This is a genomic window from Paraburkholderia sp. (assembly GCF_034668105.1).
GTDB lineage: Bacteria > Pseudomonadota > Gammaproteobacteria > Burkholderiales > Burkholderiaceae > Paraburkholderia.
The window spans coordinates 1-17,201 of the sequence record NZ_JAXDPY010000652.1; the positions used below are offsets into that span (position 1 = coordinate 1).

16 protein-coding genes are annotated in these 17,201 nt (G+C 62.5%); 6 read left to right on the plus strand and 10 right to left on the minus strand.

Translation table 11 applies throughout. The features are described from left to right. Positions 1 to 65 precede the first annotated feature (65 nt). The 6 genes from pxpB to QOC89_RS28815 all read left to right on the plus strand — a co-directional run bounded on the left by pxpB (position 66) and on the right by QOC89_RS28815 (position 6,656). The gene (pxpB, locus tag QOC89_RS28790; protein WP_323048145.1) at positions 66 to 719 is read left to right on the plus strand and encodes a 5-oxoprolinase subunit PxpB; all 654 of its coding nucleotides are present in this window, start codon (positions 66 to 68) and stop codon (positions 717 to 719) included. Further along, positions 716 to 1,768 carry a biotin-dependent carboxyltransferase family protein gene (locus QOC89_RS28795; RefSeq protein WP_323048146.1) on the plus strand — a complete coding sequence of 351 codons (1,053 nt, stop codon included), beginning with the start codon at positions 716 to 718 and terminating at the stop codon, positions 1,766 to 1,768. The genes pxpB and QOC89_RS28795 overlap by 4 nt, the downstream gene beginning before the upstream one ends. 121 nt (positions 1,769 to 1,889) lie before the next feature. Further along, complete coding sequence (gene pxpA, locus QOC89_RS28800; protein WP_323048147.1) at positions 1,890 to 2,642, plus strand: 5-oxoprolinase subunit PxpA; 753 nt, start codon at positions 1,890 to 1,892, stop codon at positions 2,640 to 2,642. Between the two features lie 285 nt (positions 2,643 to 2,927). After that, the gene (locus tag QOC89_RS28805) at positions 2,928 to 3,677 is read left to right on the plus strand and encodes a DUF969 domain-containing protein (RefSeq protein WP_323048148.1); all 750 of its coding nucleotides are present in this window, start codon (positions 2,928 to 2,930) and stop codon (positions 3,675 to 3,677) included. Further along, complete coding sequence (locus QOC89_RS28810) at positions 3,674 to 4,630, plus strand: DUF979 domain-containing protein (protein WP_323048149.1); 957 nt, start codon at positions 3,674 to 3,676, stop codon at positions 4,628 to 4,630. Before QOC89_RS28805 ends, QOC89_RS28810 begins: the two co-directional genes overlap by 4 nt. A gap of 220 nt (positions 4,631 to 4,850) precedes the next feature. Continuing rightward, positions 4,851 to 6,656, plus strand: a complete 1,806-nt coding sequence (locus QOC89_RS28815; RefSeq protein WP_323048150.1) for a tetratricopeptide repeat protein — start codon at positions 4,851 to 4,853, stop codon at positions 6,654 to 6,656. An 85-nt stretch (positions 6,657 to 6,741) separates the two neighbouring features. Here the strand turns inward: QOC89_RS28815 and QOC89_RS28820 are convergent, their stop codons facing one another. From QOC89_RS28820 to QOC89_RS28865, 10 genes are all read right to left on the minus strand, one after another. Continuing rightward, a complete protein-coding gene (locus QOC89_RS28820; RefSeq protein WP_323048151.1) occupies positions 6,742 to 7,002 on the minus strand; it encodes a BrnA antitoxin family protein in 261 nt (86 codons plus the stop codon). Positions 7,003 to 7,043: 41 nt separating this feature from the next. Continuing rightward, positions 7,044 to 7,349, minus strand: a complete 306-nt coding sequence (locus QOC89_RS28825) for a BrnT family toxin (protein ID WP_323048152.1) — start codon at positions 7,347 to 7,349, stop codon at positions 7,044 to 7,046. A 187-nt stretch (positions 7,350 to 7,536) separates the two neighbouring features. Beyond that, positions 7,537 to 8,688 (minus strand): TraB/GumN family protein, encoded by a 1,152-nt coding sequence (locus QOC89_RS28830; protein WP_323048153.1) that lies wholly within the window; start codon positions 8,686 to 8,688, stop codon positions 7,537 to 7,539. Continuing rightward, positions 8,681 to 9,700, minus strand: a complete 1,020-nt coding sequence (locus QOC89_RS28835) for a peptide ABC transporter ATP-binding protein (protein ID WP_323048154.1) — start codon at positions 9,698 to 9,700, stop codon at positions 8,681 to 8,683. The genes QOC89_RS28830 and QOC89_RS28835 overlap by 8 nt, the downstream gene beginning before the upstream one ends. Next, positions 9,697 to 10,701, minus strand: a complete 1,005-nt coding sequence (locus QOC89_RS28840) for an ABC transporter ATP-binding protein (protein WP_323048155.1) — start codon at positions 10,699 to 10,701, stop codon at positions 9,697 to 9,699. Before QOC89_RS28840 ends, QOC89_RS28835 begins: the two co-directional genes overlap by 4 nt. A gap of 1 nt (position 10,702) precedes the next feature. Then, positions 10,703 to 11,620 (minus strand): ABC transporter permease subunit, encoded by a 918-nt coding sequence (locus QOC89_RS28845; RefSeq protein WP_323048156.1) that lies wholly within the window; start codon positions 11,618 to 11,620, stop codon positions 10,703 to 10,705. 9 nt (positions 11,621 to 11,629) lie between these two features. Next, positions 11,630 to 12,640, minus strand: a complete 1,011-nt coding sequence (locus tag QOC89_RS28850; RefSeq protein ID WP_323048157.1) for an ABC transporter permease subunit — start codon at positions 12,638 to 12,640, stop codon at positions 11,630 to 11,632. A gap of 135 nt (positions 12,641 to 12,775) precedes the next feature. Further along, positions 12,776 to 14,404, minus strand: a complete 1,629-nt coding sequence (locus QOC89_RS28855) for an ABC transporter substrate-binding protein (protein ID WP_323048158.1) — start codon at positions 14,402 to 14,404, stop codon at positions 12,776 to 12,778. Between the two features lie 192 nt (positions 14,405 to 14,596). After that, positions 14,597 to 16,240, minus strand: a complete 1,644-nt coding sequence (locus QOC89_RS28860; protein WP_323048159.1) for an ABC transporter substrate-binding protein — start codon at positions 16,238 to 16,240, stop codon at positions 14,597 to 14,599. Between the two features lie 232 nt (positions 16,241 to 16,472). After that, positions 16,473 to 17,201, minus strand: a 729-nt coding sequence (locus tag QOC89_RS28865) for a methylenetetrahydrofolate reductase (protein WP_323048160.1), incomplete at its 5' end; no start/stop codon positions are given.

The window sequence follows — 17,201 nt, forward strand, 5'->3', positions numbered from 1 at the left end:
TGCCGATAACTATCCATAGGGTTCACTATGCTCGACACTTCCGACTCGACCTGGGCCCGTAACCGATGAGCCAACCAAGAATTTTTCCGCTCGGCGACGCCGCGCTCGTCTGCGAGGCGCCCCCGCCTGCCACGCTCGATTGCCAGCGGCGCGTGTGGGCCGCCGCGGAGGCCGCGCGCGACTGGCCGCATGTGCTGGAAGTCGTGCCGGGCATGAACAATCTGACACTCGTATTCGATCCGCTCGAAGCCGACCGCGAAGCGCTTGAGCGCCAGTTGCAAGCGGCCTGGAGCGCGTCGAGCGAGGTGCGCGCACTCGGCCGTGAAGTCGAAATCCCGGTGCAATACGGCGGCGAATTCGGCCCGGATCTGCAAGAGGTCGCCAATCACACCGGCCTGAGCGTGCGCGAAGTCGTGCAACGTCATGCAGGCGGCGAATATGTGGTGTTTTTCCTCGGCTTCCAGCCGGGCTTTGCCTATATGGGCGGGCTTGACCAGGCGCTGCACACGCCGCGCCGTTCTTCGCCGCGGCTCGAAGTGCCGGCCGGTTCGGTCGGCATCGGCGGTGAGCAGACCGGCATTTATCCGGCGACCTCGCCCGGTGGCTGGCAGTTGATCGGCCGCACCGAGCTGCCGCTGTTCGATCCGGCGCGCCGTCCGCCCACGCTGTTGCAACCGGGCGACCGGGTGCGTTTCACCGTCGCGGGGATACACGCATGATCGATGTGATTCGCGCGGGCCTTCTGACCACGATTCAGGATCTCGGCCGCCACGGCTACCGCCACCTCGGCGTCGCGATGGGTGGCGCGCTCGACCGTCTGTCGCTCGAAGTCGGCAACCGGCTGGTCGGCAACCGGCCCGATGCGGCCGGCCTCGAAATTACCTTCGGCCCAACCGTGCTGCGCTTTCTGCGCGCCACTCGCGTGGCCATCACCGGCACCGAATTCGGCGCGACGCTCGACGGCAAGCCGGTCTATTCATGGTGGAGCCTGCCGGTGCAGGCCGGCCAGGAGCTGGTGCTGAACGCGGCCAAGCGCGGTATGCGCGGCTATGTGTGCATCGCGGGGGGCATCGACGTTTTGCCGATGCTCGGCTCGCGCAGCACCGATCTCGCCGGCCAGTTTGGCGGACTCGGCGGCCGCGCGCTGCGCGACGGCGACCGTTTGCCGGTCGGCGCGCCGCCGCAACGCGGCCACCTGGGCTTTACCCCCGACGCGCCGGAGTTCGGCGTGAAGGCGCCCGCCTGGTGCAAGTTCGTGCTGGTTCACGAGCCGCTGCGGCGCGGCCGGCATCCGTCCGGCGTCCCGTGGGCCGTGCCGATCCGTGTGTTGCAAGGCCCCGAATACGGCAGTTTCACTGCAGCAGCGCACGAATCGTTCTGGTCCGATGAATGGCTGGTCACGCCAAACAGCAACCGCATGGGCTACCGGCTTTCCGGCGCTGAATTGAAGCGCACCCAGAAAAGCGATCTGCTGTCGCACGCGGTGCTGCCCGGCACGATTCAGGTGCCGCCGAACGGCCAGCCGATCGTGCTGATGAGCGATGCGCAAACCACCGGCGGCTATCCGAAGATCGGCGCTGTGATCCAGGCCGACATGTGGAAGCTCGCGCAGGTTCGCCTGAATGCCGCCATCCGCTTCATCCCGACGACGCCCTACGAGGCGCGTCAGGCTTTGCTGGAAGAACGCACGTATTTGCGGCAGATCGATGCCGCGATCGCCATGCATGAAGAACGCTGCGCGCGCCAGCTGGCGGTCGCAGCGCAGTAATTAACGAGCGCCTCCAAACCAGGCGCTTCTCGCCAGGCCCCCCGGGCGCGCTCCCATGGGATCTCCTGCGGAGCGGAAAACTTTGGGCGGTCCGGCGTTTTCTTGAGCGTAGAGGAACACTATGGAAATCGATTTGAACGCCGACCTCGGCGAAGGTTGCGGCTCCGACGAGGCGCTGCTCGATCTGGTCAGTTCGGCGAACATTGCGTGCGGCTGGCATGCAGGCGGCGCCAACGCCATGCGCGATTGCGTGCGCTGGGCGGTGGAAAAAGGCGTGTCGATCGGCGCGCATCCGAGCTTTAACGATCCGGAAAATTTCGGCCGCAAGGAAATGGACTTGCCCGCCGGCGACATTTACGCAGGCGTGCTCTATCAGCTCGGCGCACTGTCGGCGATCGCTCAGGCGGAGGGCGGGCGCATCGCGCACGTCAAGCCGCATGGCGCGCTCTACAACCAGGCTGCGCGCGACGCGAAAATCGCCGAAGCGATTGTCTCGGCGGTCCACGACTTCGACCCGTCGGTGGCGGTGTTCGCGCTCGCCAATAGCGGACTCGTGACGGCGGCTCGCGAAGCGGGCCTGACTGCCGTCGAAGAAGTATTCGCCGACCGCGGCTATCGGGCCGATGGTTCGCTGGTGCCGCGCAAGGAGCCGGGCGCGCTACTCGATGACGAAGACGTGGTGCTGGAACGCACGCTCGCAATGGTGCGCGAGCGCCGGGTCCAGGCAGTCGACGGGCAGTGGGTACCGCTCAACGCGCAAACCATCTGCCTGCACGGCGACGGCCCGCACGCGCTGGCATTCGCACGACGGATTCGCGGCGCGCTACAGGATGCCGGCATTGAAGTTCACGCGGCCGGCGCCGCGCGAGTCTGATTCGCGCGTCGACTGCAACCCAGTCGGAACGATTCAGTCGGTGCCAGACCCTCAACGCCCCGCTCCATGCGGGGCGTTTGCCAGCTACAGGATGGATTGCCGTACCGGCGGTTGAAAGAAGCGGTTCCAGTTGTAGTTGTAGTTGTAGTTGCAGGTTCAAGTGCAGGTGTAGTCGAAGCAACGCGGCCAGCAAGAGCCGCGGCAGCAAGACGGCGCGGGCTCCCTCGCGCCGGCCCACGTTAGCCGCCATAAGCGGCAAGGTTGCAACCCTGTTTGGAGATCCAGATGCAGACAACAGTCAGTCTATGGCCGCTCATTGGCGTGGCCGTCATCATCGTCGGCTTTTTATTACGGTTCAATCCGATGCTGATCGTGGCCGTCGCCGCGATCATCACCGGTCTGGCCGCGCACTTCCCGCCGGAAAAGATCCTCGCTGAAATCGGCACCGGCTTCATCAAGACCCGCAATATTCCGTTGATCATCCTGCTGCCGCTGGCCGTGATCGGTCTGCTGGAAAGACATGGTCTGCGCGAGCGCGCGCAAGCGTGGATCGGCGGCATCAAGGCCGCGACCGCGGGGCGTTTGCTGATCGTCTATCTGCTGGTGCGGGAGCTGACTGCGGCTGTCGGCCTGACCGGTCTCGGCGGTCATCCGCAGATGGTGCGTCCGCTGATTGCGCCGATGGCCGAAGGCGCGACTGAAACGCGTTTCGGCAAAATCAGCGATGCGGTGCGTTTCAAGCTGCGGGCTTTCTCCGCTGCGACCGACAACGTCGGTCTGTTCTTCGGTGAAGACATCTTCGTTGCGTTCGGCGCCATCGTGCTGATGACAACCTTCCTCAAGGAAGCCGGCATCGTTGTCGAACCGATCCACGTGGCCGTCTGGGGTATCCCCACTGCGATCTGTGCGTTCATCGTTCACGGCTTCCGACTATATCTGCTCGACCGCAGGCTCGAGCGCGAACTGCGCGGCAATGCCACAGCGAACACTGCTTCCGTTTCGCCGACGCAACCCGCCGCGGGAGATAAAGCATGACGTTCACGATTACCTATCTGTTCTGGCTGCTGGGCGTGGTGCTGCTCGTCATCGGCGGCATGATCGTCACGGACAAGGAGCACCCGCGCCGTTTCACCGCCGGCGGGTTCTGGATTCTTTACGCGCTGATCTTCCTGATCGGCGACAAAATCCCGGCTTCCGTGGTCGGCGTGCTGGTGATCGTGATGGCGCTGATTGCGGGCTTCGGCGGCGTGACCGCGGCCAGGCCGAAGCTACTGTCGCTCGAAGCACGCAAGGCGAGCGCCGTGCGTCTGGGCAACAAACTGTTCGTGCCCGCGCTGACGATTCCGGTCGTCACCGTGATCATTACGCTGTCTGCGAGCTACCTGGCTTTCGGCGGCGCACCGTTGATCGAGAAAGCCAATGTGACGCTGATCGGCTTCGGCATCGGTTGCGTGATCGCACTCGCGATTGCCTGCGTGCTGACGCGCGATACCGTCGGCCAGTCGATGAAAGAGGCACGCCGCCTCGTCGATGCATTGTCTTGGGCCGCGGTGCTGCCGCAGATGCTCGGCATGCTCGGCCTCGTGTTCTCGGACGCGGGCGTCGGCAAAGCGGTCGCTCACGTCACCACCGCGTACATCAGCCTCGACTACCGCTTTGTCGCGGTGGCCGTGTATTGCATCGGCATGGCGCTCTTCACGATGGTGATGGGCAACGGCTTCGCCGCGTTCCCGGTGATGACGGGCGGCGTCGGCGTGCCGATTCTGGTCGGCGTGTTTCACGGCAATCCGGCGGTGATGGTCGCGATCGGCATGTTCTGCGGCTACTGCGGCACGCTGATGACGCCAATGGCCGCGAATTTCAACATGGTGCCGGCCGCATTGCTCGAACTGCCGGATAAGAACGCGGTGATCAAGGTCCAGGTGCCCACCGCGCTGACCTTGCTGGTCGTGAACATCTTCCTGTTGAATTTCTTGATGTTCCTGTAGGGCTGTGAGCCAAGCCGTGTAGCAGATGCCGGCGCCGCGCAGAGATTTCGCGGTGCTGGTGCTATTTGCTTCAGCGCGTGGCAAATGGACGCCGCCGAATTCGGAGGCGTCCGATCGTCAGGAAAGGGGCCGGAACATAAGCTGATGGATGGTCTTCCCCATCCACATGCGCTGGCAGTGCGTGCAACCCACGCGGCCAGCACTTGCCAGCAGGTCCCTCATGGAACATCGATCTCAACCCGACAGCGCGCACACCGGCGCGCCACCGTCCGCTTACCTCACCTCGTTGATCGACGCCGCGCTCGAAGCACACCAGGCCGGCCGCCTCGATGCCGCCGAACCCTTCTATCGCGAAGCGCTTGCGCTCGATCCCTCGCATGCCAAAGCGCTGCATTATTTCGGCGTGCTGCAACATCAGCTGGGCGAGCATGGCTTCGCCGCCGAGTTGATGAGCGAGGCACTCAAGCTCGATCGTACCGACGCCGCCTGCTGGAGCAACCGTGGCCTCGTCGCCGCGGCACTCGGCCATCTCGGCGAAGCGATGATCTGCTATGACCAGGCGCTGCAGCTGCAGCCGGATTTCGCCGACGCGCGCAACAACTTCGGTGTCGCACTACAAGCGCAAGGCGCGCTCGAGGAAGCGATCGGGCAGTATCAATTGGCGTTAGCAGTGAATCCGTCGCTGGTCGACGCGCATCTGAACCTCGGCACGGCGCTGAGCAAGCTCGGTCGCTACGACGAGGCGCTCGCGTGCTATCAGACCGTCATCGCGCTCGATCCACAGTCGGCGGAAGCGCACTTCAACGCGGGGAATGCGTACAACGCGCAAGGCGACAATGCCGCCGCCATTGCAAGTTTCGAACGGGCACTGGCACTGCGCGGCAATTATGCCGAGGCGCACATCAATCTCGGCAGCCTGATCGGCAAGCTCGGCGACTACGCCGGCGCCGAATCGCAGTATCGGCGCGCGGTCGCACTGAAACCGAACCCAACGAATCTCGTTTGCCTCGGCGGATCGCTCGGCGCGCAGGGCCGGCTGGATGAAGAGGAAGGCTTCTACCGCCACGCGCTGGCACTCGATCCAGATTATGCGGATGCGCATCAGAACCTCGCGTGGCTGTTGCTCAAGCGCGGCGATTACAAGCACGGTTGGGCGGAGTTTGCGAAGCGCTGGCGCAAAAGCGACTATGAGGCGATCGCCGTGCCGGGTGTGGCCGAGTGGCATGGCGAGCCGCTCAATGGGCGTCGTCTGTTGCTGGTCGGCGAACAGGGGTTTGGCGACCACTTCCAGTTTCTGCGTTATGCGCGGGTGCTCGGGCAACTCGGCGCGACCGTCGATATCCGCGTGCGCGAGCCGCTGCTGCCGCTGGTGGAGCGTATCCCGGGCGTGCATCGCGCATTCAGCGGCAAACCTGCCGACCAATACGATTTCTGGGTGCCGATGATGAACGTGCCGTCGTGCGTAGGCACCGAACTGTCGACCATTCCCGCGGATGTGCCCTATGTGTTCGCCGACAAGGCAAAGGTCAAAACATGGCGCAAGCGGGTAGACGCAGCCGGCAAATCGAAACGCAAAGTAGGTCTGGTGTGGTCCGGCAGCCCGACGTTCGGCAATGATCGTTATCGCTCGATGACATTGGCCGATCTGGACAGGCTAAGCGACCTGCAAGATGTCGCGTGGTATGCGCTGCAGAAAGGTTCCGCGCACGATCAGTTGTCTCATGCGCCCGAAGCTTTCCGCGCTCATGATTTCACCGCCGATCTGCACAACTTCGACGACACCGCCGCACTCGTCATGAATCTCGACCTGGTGATCGCCGTGGACACCGGCGTGGCGCACCTGGCCGCCGCGCTGGGCAAGCCCGTATGGGTGCTGCTGCCTGCCAACTCGGACTGGCGTTGGCTCGAAGCGCGCAACGATTCACCGTGGTATCCGGCGATGAAATTATTTCGGCAAACGATGTTGGGCGATTGGACGCCAGTGGTGAAACGCGTGTCCGAAGAATTACGCGGCAGCAGTTTATAAAACCGACGCTGCGCGGATTTCGAACGTTTCTGCGCAACGCCTTCGTAACCGGTCATACGCAGGCAGAATGCCCCGGCACCGTACCTTAAGGACGCCGACGCTGCTGCGCCAGCATGTAAGCGCGCAACAACTTGTTGATGCGCGTCTGATAGCCCGCCCCCTGTTCCTTGAACCAGTTCAGCACGTCCGCATCCAGGCGCATCGTGACAGCCTGTTTCGGCGGAACGTGCAGTTCAGCGCGGGCAAAAAAGTCGTCGCCCAATTCCGGCACGTCGCTCGTGTCGATTTGCGCGTCGTCCGTTTTTGCGAGGCGTTTCCAGTCGGTTCCTGTTGGTTTGCTCATCATTTCACCCGTGCTCATTTCTAACATTTGCCAAGATTCCCCCGTCAGTGCCAGACGCTGTACTTATAGCGTTTGACTTCGTGCTTCGTCGCTTTGCGCGCCGAAATGAGGCGGATCACATCCTCATCACGTTCGGCATACACCACCACACCGACGATGGCGGTCATCCAGCCCAGCGCGATCCAGCGTTCCTCACCGTAATCTTCCCGTTCGTCGATCGCCGTCAGCACGGGATGATCGAACACGTCGAGGGCATCTCTGAAGTCGATGCCGTGCTTACGGATGTTGATTTGATTCTTGATTTCGTCCCACTCAAAACGCACATACCACCTGTATTGACGTCTGTACATACATCATAGCATGCAATGGCAGCTATGGCCGCGTGCGTCGCGAACATTTTGCGGCGCACGTGAGCATCGGACTGGAGTGTGCGAATAGCGGTTCCTATTTTGGCCGGAAGGCCTACCGCGCTTAAGACGGTGGTCCGCGGACGGTGTCAGCGGCTATAAAAATCTCGCGCAAGACTGGGACGAATCCTCACCCCGGCTCCACCACGAACCCATGCTGCCGCAAAAGCTGCAGCACGCCCTTGCGCCCACCCAGATGCAACGCGCCGATCGCCACGAACACCGGCTTGTTCGGCGCGGCGATCAGTAGCATCCGCGAGACGAAGCGCCGGTTGCGTTCGTACATGATCCGGTTGTCGATCGAATCGGAGATCCGCTTGTCGCGCGCCAGCTTTTCAGACTTCGCGGCCTGCCAGGCCGCAATCGCATCGGCATCGCCCACTCTCCACAGACGGCGCAACGTCTTCACATCCTCGACGTTTTCCGCGGGCGTCTGCACCAGGTCCTGCGCCAGCATTTCGCGCTGCTGCGCGAGCGTGAGTCCGGTGAACGCGCGCATCTGCTGGGGCAAGGTTTCGAGGCCGACGATCTTGCCGCGCGTCCTGATATACACATTCTGCAATTGCGCTTCCGTGCCGTACTCGGTTTGCAAACCGGCACTCAACGAATCGTAGGTTTCGACCACCAACGACGCGAGCCACGGCCGCATCTTCTTGATCTCGTCGAGGGCCGCGGGATTGCCTCGCAGGCGAAGCGCCAGCTTGCGCCACAACGGCTCGGGCAGCAGCCCCGGCAGACAGTCGTGGCGACAGATACCGTACTTCGACACGTCGTCTTGCGAGACCAGCAGTTCGTCGGGTGAGAGTTCGAGCGCCAGCGTCGGCGAGGCAGCCAGTGCACCGAGGATCGGTGCGCGGAACGGCTGCCTGGGCGGATAGTCGGCGGGGTCGCCGACGTGCAACGTGCCGAGCACGTAGATGGTCGTGGTGCCGCGTGTCGCGACATAGAACGGCATGCGCGCCGGTTGCGCCTGCACCGGGCCGCTTGCCGTGGTGCCAGGGGCGGCGGGCGGCGGATTGAAGCCCGGCAGGGTGGCGCGCGGCGGCGTCGGCAGATTGGGCACCGGCATGGCCGGCCGCCCCGCCTGGGCCGGCGTATTGGCGGCCGCCCCAGCGGCATGCACGAGTTCGACCGGCCCCGCGCTCAAATGAAAAACAGAACACACGCCGAGAAGCGCAGCACCGGTCAGTGCACGCGCTCCCCAGCGCCGCGCGAAAGCAGCGTTGCGGACGCCATCTCGCGAGCGGCGCGTAAGACGACGCGCCGCCACTCCATCAGGCATCCACGTCCCCCACCTCCTCGGCACGGTGACACGACACCTGACGGCCATCCACTTCACGCAGCTTCGGTTCTTCGCTGCGGCACCGCTCGATCACATACGGGCAGCGCTGGTGGAACGTGCAGCCCGACGGCGGATTCAGCGGCGACGGCATTTCGCCCTGCAGCTTGATCTTGATCGTGCGATCCGCTTCGAAGATGGAAGGCGTGGCCGACATCAGCGCACGTGTGTACGGATGCCGCGGCTTCGAGAAGATCCGTTTCTTGTCACCGAGCTCCGCGACGCCGCCGAAGTACATCACCATCACGTCGTCGGCGATGTGCTCCACCACCGAGAGGTTGTGCGAGATGAACACGTAGCTGGTCTTGAACTGCTCCTGCAGATCCATGAACAGATTAAGAATCTGCGCCTGGATCGACACGTCGAGTGCGGACACCGGTTCATCGGCGACCACGATCTGCGGATCGAGGATCATTGCGCGCGCAATCGCCACGCGCTGCCGCTGACCGCCGGAGAACATATGCGGATAGCGCTTGGCGTGCTCCGGACGCAGGCCCACCGTGCGCATCATCTGCGCGATCCGTTCGGCGCGGTCGGTCGTGCTCAGTTGCGTGTTGATCGCGAGCGGTTCACCGAGCGTCTGCTCGACGGTCTTGCGCGGATTCAGCGAAGCAAACGGATTCTGAAACACCATCTGCACGCGCCGCCGCAGCGCGGCGATTCTGGCGTGATCGGCGCCGGCCACGTCTTCACCGTCGATCAACAGGCGGCCCGCGCTGGGCGCTTCGATCATGGTGAGCTGACGGGCAAGCGTTGATTTACCGCAGCCGGATTCACCGACCACCGCCAGCGTCTTGCCGCGTTCGAGCGCGAACGACACGCCGTTCAGCGCCTTGACCGTGCCCTGGCTGAACATGCCGCGCTTGACCGTGTAGTAACGGGCAAGCTTATCGGCCACCAGCACGTGATCGCCCGCATGGTCCGACCGGCGCCGCGTTTCGAGTACTGCGTTCATCGTGCGCCTCCATGGGTGTGAACGTTGGCGTCGCCGCTCAGGTTCAAGGGTTTGATACAGCGCACGCGCGCGACTTCCGCATGACCTTGCAGCGGCGCCAATGCGGGCCGCGCCTTGGTGCAATCGTCGACCACGTATTTGCAGCGCGGCGCGAACAGGCACCCTTTGGGCCGGTCGTCGCGGCCCGGCACCATGCCCGGCAGTGCGGCAAGACGCACCGCGCCGACATTGTGCTCGGGAATTGCCGCCAGCAACGCTTCCGTGTACGGATGATGCGGCGCGGCGAAAATGTCGGGCACGCGGTTGGTTTCGATCACTTCGCCAGCGTACATGACCGCGACGCGCTGCGCGACCTCGGACACCACCGCCAGATCGTGCGAGATCAGCACGAGCGCCATGCCGCGTTCCTTCTGCAGCTTGATCAGCAACTCCATGATCTGCGCCTGGATGGTCACGTCGAGCGCAGTGGTCGGTTCGTCGGCGATCAACAGCTTCGGGTTGCAGGCGATCGCCATCGCGATCATCACGCGCTGGTTCATGCCGCCCGACATCTGATGCGGAAACGAAGTGATGCGGCTCTTCGCATCGGGAATGCCGACCTGGTCGAGCAATTCCAGCGCGCGTTTGTCCAACGCGCTGCCGCGCAGGCCTTCGTGCAGCTTCAGCACCTCCTTGATCTGATAGCCGACCGTGTAGCTCGGATTCAGACTGGTGAGCGCGTCCTGGAACACCATCGCGATGTCTTTGCCGATGATCTTGCGGCGCTCTCGCGCCGAAGCCTTAAGCAAATTCTTGCCGTTGAAGGTGATTTCATCCGCGGTGACTTTGCCCGGTGCGTCGATCAGGCCCATCAGCGCCATCATCGTGACGCTCTTGCCCGAGCCCGATTCGCCGACCACGCCGACCACTTCGCCCGGCGCGACGTCGAGGTTAATGCGATCGACCGCGGGCAGTCCGTTGAAATTCACCGCGAGATTGCGGATGGTCAATAGCTGGGTCATGTCAGGCCATCCGCTTCAGTTTGGGATCGAGTGCGTCGCGCAGCCCGTCGCCGAGCAGATTGATCGCGAGCACCGAGATCAGGATGGAAAGACCCGGCATCGTAACGATCCACCAGGCACTGTCGATATAGTCGCGCGCCGAGGCCAGCATCGCGCCCCACTCAGCCGACGGCGGTTGCACGCCCAAGCCGAGAAAGCCGAGCGCGGCGGCATCGAGAATCGCCGACGAAAAGCCCAAGGTTGCCTGCACGATCAGCGGTGCGGTGCAGTTCGGCAGCACTTGCGAGAACATCAAACGCAGCGTGCTCGCGCCTGCGACGCGCGAAGCCGTCACGTACTCTTTCTGCAATTCGCCTTGCGCCGAAGCACGCGTCAAACGCACATAGCCGGGCAACGCGACGATCGCGATCGCGAGCATCGTATTGACGAGACCCGGACCGATGATCGCGACCACCGCAACGGCCAGCAGCAGCGACGGCAGCGCGAGCAGCACGTCCATGATGCGCATGATCGGCGTGTCGGCCCATCTCTCGAAGAAGGCCGCGATCAAGCCGAGCACGATGCCCGGAATCAGCGCGAGCACCACCGAGACGAAGCCGATCCAGAATGACAACCGCGCGCCGTACATCAAACGCGAAAGGATGTCGCGGCCCGCTTCGTCGGTGCCGAGAATGAACTTCCAGTTGCCGCCGTCGAGCCAGGCGGGTGGGATCTTCACGAAGTCGCGATACTGCTCGATCGGACTATGCGGCGCGATCAACGGCGCGAAGATCGCGATGAAGATCAACGCCAGCACCACGATGCCGGCAGCAACCGCACCACGGTTACGTGAGAAATTCGCCCAGAATTCACGGGCGGCTATTGCGCGGCCACTGGGCGGCGTCACCGATGTAGGAACTGTATTTTGTATGTCTGCCATGATGTCGTGTTACCTCGTATGGCGAATGCGCGGATTCAGCACGCCGTACAACAGATCGACGACGAGGTTCACGACGATCACCAGCGTAGCGATCATCAGGATGCCGCCCTGCACTACCGGATAGTCGCGCCGGCCGATCGCGTCGATCAGCCACTTGCCGATACCCGGCCACGAAAATAGCGTCTCGGTCAGTACCGCGCCCGCGAGCAACGTGCCGACCTGTAGACCGATCACGGTCACCACTGGAATCAGCGCATTACGCAACGCATGCACGACGATCACCCGCGCAGGCGACAAGCCCTTCGCGCGTGCCGTGCGAATGTAATCCTCGCGCAACACTTCGAGCATCGACGAACGCGTCATCCGCGCGACCACCGCCAGCGGAATCGTGCCGAGCACAATGGCCGGCAAAATCAGATGGCTCAGCGCGGATTTGAACGCGCCTTCGTCGGTGGACATCATCGCGTCGATCAGCATGAAACCCGTGACGTGCGGAATGTCGTATTCGACCGCGATACGGCCCGACACCGGCGTCCAGCCGAGCTTCACGGAGAACACCATGATGAGGATCAACCCCCACCAGAAGATCGGCATCGAGTAGCCGGTCAGCGCCGTGCCCATCACGCCATGATCGACTACCGTGCCGCGCCTCAACGCCGCGAACACGCCCGCCGGCAAGCCGACGATCAGCGCGAAGAACATTGCGCAGATGGAGAGTTCAACGGTGGCGGGAAAGCGGGCGAGGAATTCGCCCATCACGCTGGTGTTGGTGATGATCGAGGTGCCGAGGTCCCCATGCATCGCGCGGCCGATGTAGTGGACGTATTGCATCGGCAAGGACTCGTCGAGCCCGAGGCGGTGCATCGCGGCGGCATGCATGGCGGGATCGACGCCGCGCTCGCCCATCATCACTTCGATGGGGTCGCCCGGAATCAGGTGGATCAGCGCAAACGCAAGGATCGTGATGCCGATAAAGGTCGGTATCACCATGCCGATGCGGCGCAAAACAAAGCGGAACATGGTTCGTCCCTATGGTCTTGATGAAGAAAAAACGCAACCGGCGACGAGGGCTTGTGACCCCGGTCGCCGGACCATTTCGACCAGTTTTCTAACCGTGCGAAAAGCTACTGCGTAAGCTTGACTGCCTCTACTCTATTACTTGACGCTGACGCCGTCGAAGCGCGCATAACCGAGCGGCTCGATACGCATGTCGACCACCTTCTTGCTGACAGGTTGGTACACCGTCGAGTGAGCGATCGGCGAGAACGGCAGCTGTTGCGCGAAAATCTGTTGCGCTTGCGTGTATGCCGTCGTGCGCGCGGCTTGATCGGACGTGACGCGACCCTTCTGGATCAGATCGTCGAACGGCTTGTAGCACCACTTCGAGAAGTTGTTGCCGTTCACCGCTTCACAACCGAGCAACGTGCCGAGCCAGTTATCCGGATCGCCGTTGTCGCCGGTCCAGCCGATCAGCATCGTGTCGTCTTCACCCGCGTGAGCGCGCTTGATGTACTCGCCCCATTCGTAGGTGACGATCTTCGCCTTCACGCCGAGCTTGGCCCAGTCGGCCTGGATCATTTCCGCCATCAGACGGGCGTTCGGGTTGTACGCGCGTTGCACCGGCATCGCCCACAGCGTGATGTCGAAGCCGTTCGGATAGCCCGCCTTGGCCAGCAGCGCCTTGGCTTTGTCCGTATCGTAAGACGCGCTCTTCAGGTTCTTGTCATACGACCATTGGGTCGGCGGCATCGGGTTGGTCGCGGCCTGGCCCGCGCCTTGATACACCGACTCGACGATCGCCTTCTTGTTGATCGCCATGTCGAGCGCCTGACGCACTTCGACCTTGTCGACCGGCTTGTGCGTCACGTTGTACGCGAGGTAGCCGAGGTTGAAGCCCGGCTGCGACGGCATGTCGATGTTCGCTTCCGCCTTCAGCGGCGCGATGTCGGCCGGGCGCGGGTAGCTCATCACCTGGCATTCGTCGCGCTTGATCTTCTGCACGCGCACACCGGCGTCCGGCGTGATCGAGAAGATCAGTTTGGAGATCTTCACCGCGTTCGGTTTCCAGTAATCCGGATTGCCGTCGAAGCGGATCGTCGCGTCTTTGGTGTAGCTGCGGAAGATGAACGGGCCGGTACCGACCGGATACTGGTTGATGTCGGCGGCCTTGCCGGCCTTCAGCAACTGGTCCGCATATTCACCCGAGAGGATCGACGCGTATTCCATCGCCAGATTCTGGATGAACGGCGCGTTGACTTCCTTCAGCGTGAACTTGACCGTATACGGATCGACCTTTTCGACGCTGGTGATCAGCTTGTCGAGGCCCATGTCCGTGAAGTACGGAAATTGAACCGGGTACGCCTTGCGGAACGGCTGGTTCGTGTCCAGCATGCGCTGGAACGTGAACACGACGTCGTCCGCGTTGAATTCGCGCGTCGGCTTGAAGAACGACGTGGTCTGGAACTTCACACCGTGGCGCAGATGGAACGTGTAGGTCTTGCCGTCCGCCGAGACGTCCCACTTTTCTGCCAGGCCCGGCTCGACTTTCGTGCCGCCGCGTTCGAATTCGACGAGGCGGTTATAAACGGTGAACGTGTTGGCCGTGAAGTCGACGCCAGTTGTGTACTGGGCCGGATCGAAACCCGCAGGGCTGCCTTCTGAGCAGTAAACGAGTGTTTTGTTCGGAATCTCCGCATGCGCGCTCGTAGCGCCCAGCATCGATGCCGCTGCAGCTGCGACGAGCGTAGTAACACGCGCGGCGCGCAACAGGTTGTTTTGCTTCATGTTTCCTCCAGGTTCGGGGCCGGCTTGCGCCAGCGTAGCGCGATCTTACTTGAGCTTGGCTCGCACCAACAAGCGGAGGAAAATACTCCCGTTGACGATCGGAAACAGATGGGGCCTAAGGGCGGCCGCTCGCCGGAACGTGCGGCACTGGAGCAGAGGCCGCAAAAAGCGGCCGCGAGTGCTTGCAAATGGCTATTTCAGGCCGACGTTCATGAATTGTGTCGGACCGAACGGGTCGATCTTGAAGCCCGTGACGTCTTTGCTGATCGGTTGGTAGACGGTCGAGTGGGCAATCGGCGTGAACGGCACCTGCTGCTTGAAGATTTCCTGCGCCTCCATATAGGCCTTGGTTCGCTCGCCGAGATCAGTGGTACCACGGCCTTTCCTGATCAGGTCGTCGAAAGGTTTGTAGCACCATTTTGAAAAATTGCTGCCCTTCACCGCATCGCAGCCGAGCAACACCCCAAGCCAATTGTCAGGATCGCCATAGTCTCCGGTCCAGCCGATCAGGATCGCCTCGTGCTCGCCGGCATGAGCGCGGCGAATGTACTCGCCCCACTCATACGTGGCGATCGTCACCTTGACGCCGATCTTCGCCCAATCGGACTGCAGCATTTCGGCCATCAAGCGGGCATTGGGGTTGTAGGGCCGCTGCACCGGCATGGCCCACAGCGTCAGGTCAAAGCCGTCCGGGTAGCCGGCCTCCTTCAGCAACGCCTTGGCCTTATCAACGTCGTAGGGCGCGTCTTTCAGTTTCTTGTCATAGCCCCATTGGGTCGGCGGCATGGGATTCGTCGCGATTTGCCCGGCGCCCTGATACACGGACTCGATGATCGCTTTCTTGTTGACCGACATATCCAGCGCGCGTCGCACCAGCACGTTGTCGAGCGGCTTTTTCGTGGTGTTGTACCCGAGGATGCCCAGATTGAAGCCGACCTCGCTCGGCAGCGCCAGCGACGAGTCGGCCTTGATCTGCGGAATATCCGCGGGACGCGGGTAGCTCATCACCTGACATTCGCCACGTTTCAGTTTCTGCAGCCGCACCGCGGGATCGGTGGTGATCGCGAAGATGAGCTTGCCGACCTTCACGACGTCCGGCTTCCAGTAATCAGGATTGCCGTCGAAGCGGATCGTGTCGTCCTTCGTATAGCTGCGGAAAATGAACGGCCCGGTGCCGACCGGGTATTGGTTGATATCGGAAGCCTTGCCGGCTTTCAGCAGTTGATCCGTGTACTCCGCCGACAGAATCGACGCAAACGGCATTGCGATCTGCTGCAGGAACGGTGCATCGACCTCTTTCAGCGTGAAACGCACCGTGTACGGATCCAGCTTCTCGATTTTGGCGATGTTCTTCGCAAGGCCAAGATCGGCGAAATACGGGAACGGCACTGAGTACGCCTTGCGGAACGGCTGCTCCGGATCGAGCATCCGCTGATAGGTGAAAACGACGTCGTCGGCGTTGAATTCGCGGGTCGGCTTGAAAAACGAGGTGGTCTGGAATTTCACGCCATGGCGTAGATGGAAGGTGTACTGCAGACCGTCTTGCGACACATCCCACTTCTCGGCGAGACCCGGCTCGATATCGGTGCTGCCGCGCGCGAACTCCACGAGCCGGTTGTAGACCGTGTACGAGGCGGCGGTGAATTCCACGCTGGTGGTGTACTGCGCACTGTCGAAGCCCGCTGGACTGCCTTCCGAGCAGAACACGAGGGTTTTGTCAGGCAGGGTGACCGCGCCGGCGCCGGCTGGCGCGAGGCCGGCAGCAAGGACCGCGCAGGCGCTCAGAATTGGCAGACAGGTAGGGCGAACCGCAAACAGCAATCGGGATACTGTCATCACGTTCTCCGCACAGCAGCCAAGTCAGCTGCGCTTCGATCATAGACAGCACAAAAATCGGGTTCAATGCGGGCTTACGCTTCGCAAGGAAAAGATTTGACGAGAATTGCCGCGTTGCAGCAACGGGTTGAATGGGACATTCCCAACTTAAGCACAAGATTTTCCGCGTAAAAAAACCGCGCGGCTAAATAAGCCGCGCGGTTCTGTACAGCGTCTATTCAGACTTCAGACCTTAAGCGCCGAGCCGTTCGCAGATCGCCTTGGTCGCCGCCGCGCCATTGAGCGTGTAGAAGTGCAAACCCGGCACCTTCGCGTCGATGAGACGCCCGCACAGGTCCGTGACCACATCCAGCCCGAACGCGCGAATCGACTCGCGGTCGTCGCCGAAGCTTTCCAGACGGCGCGCGACCCAACGCGGCACTTCCGCGCCGCACATCTCCGAGAAACGCGTCAGTTGGGAGAAGTTCGTGATCGGCATGATGCCCGGCACGATCGGCACGTCCACGCCGAGCTTCCTCGCGTCGTCGACGAAACGGAAGTAGGCGTCCGCGTTGAAGAAATACTGCGTGATCGCGGAATTGGCGCCGGCCTTCACCTTGTTGGCGAAGTTTTCCAGATCGTGACGCGGCGAGCGCGACTGCGGGTGGTACTCCGGGTAGCCGGCCACCTCGATCCAGAACCAGTCGCCGAACTCGGCGCGGATAAAGCTCACCAGTTCCGACGCGTAGCGCAGCTCGCCGACTTCGCCCATGCCGGACGGCAGATCGCCGCGCAGCGCGACGATATGGCGGATGCCATGCGCGCGATACTCGTTGAGGATCGCGCGCAGGCTCGCTTTCGACGAGCCGATGCACGACACGTGCGGCGCCGCTTCGAGCCCTTCCTTCGCCATATCGACGACGGTATCGAGCGTGCCCTGTTGCGTCGAGCCGCCAGCGCCGAACGTGACGGACACGAACTT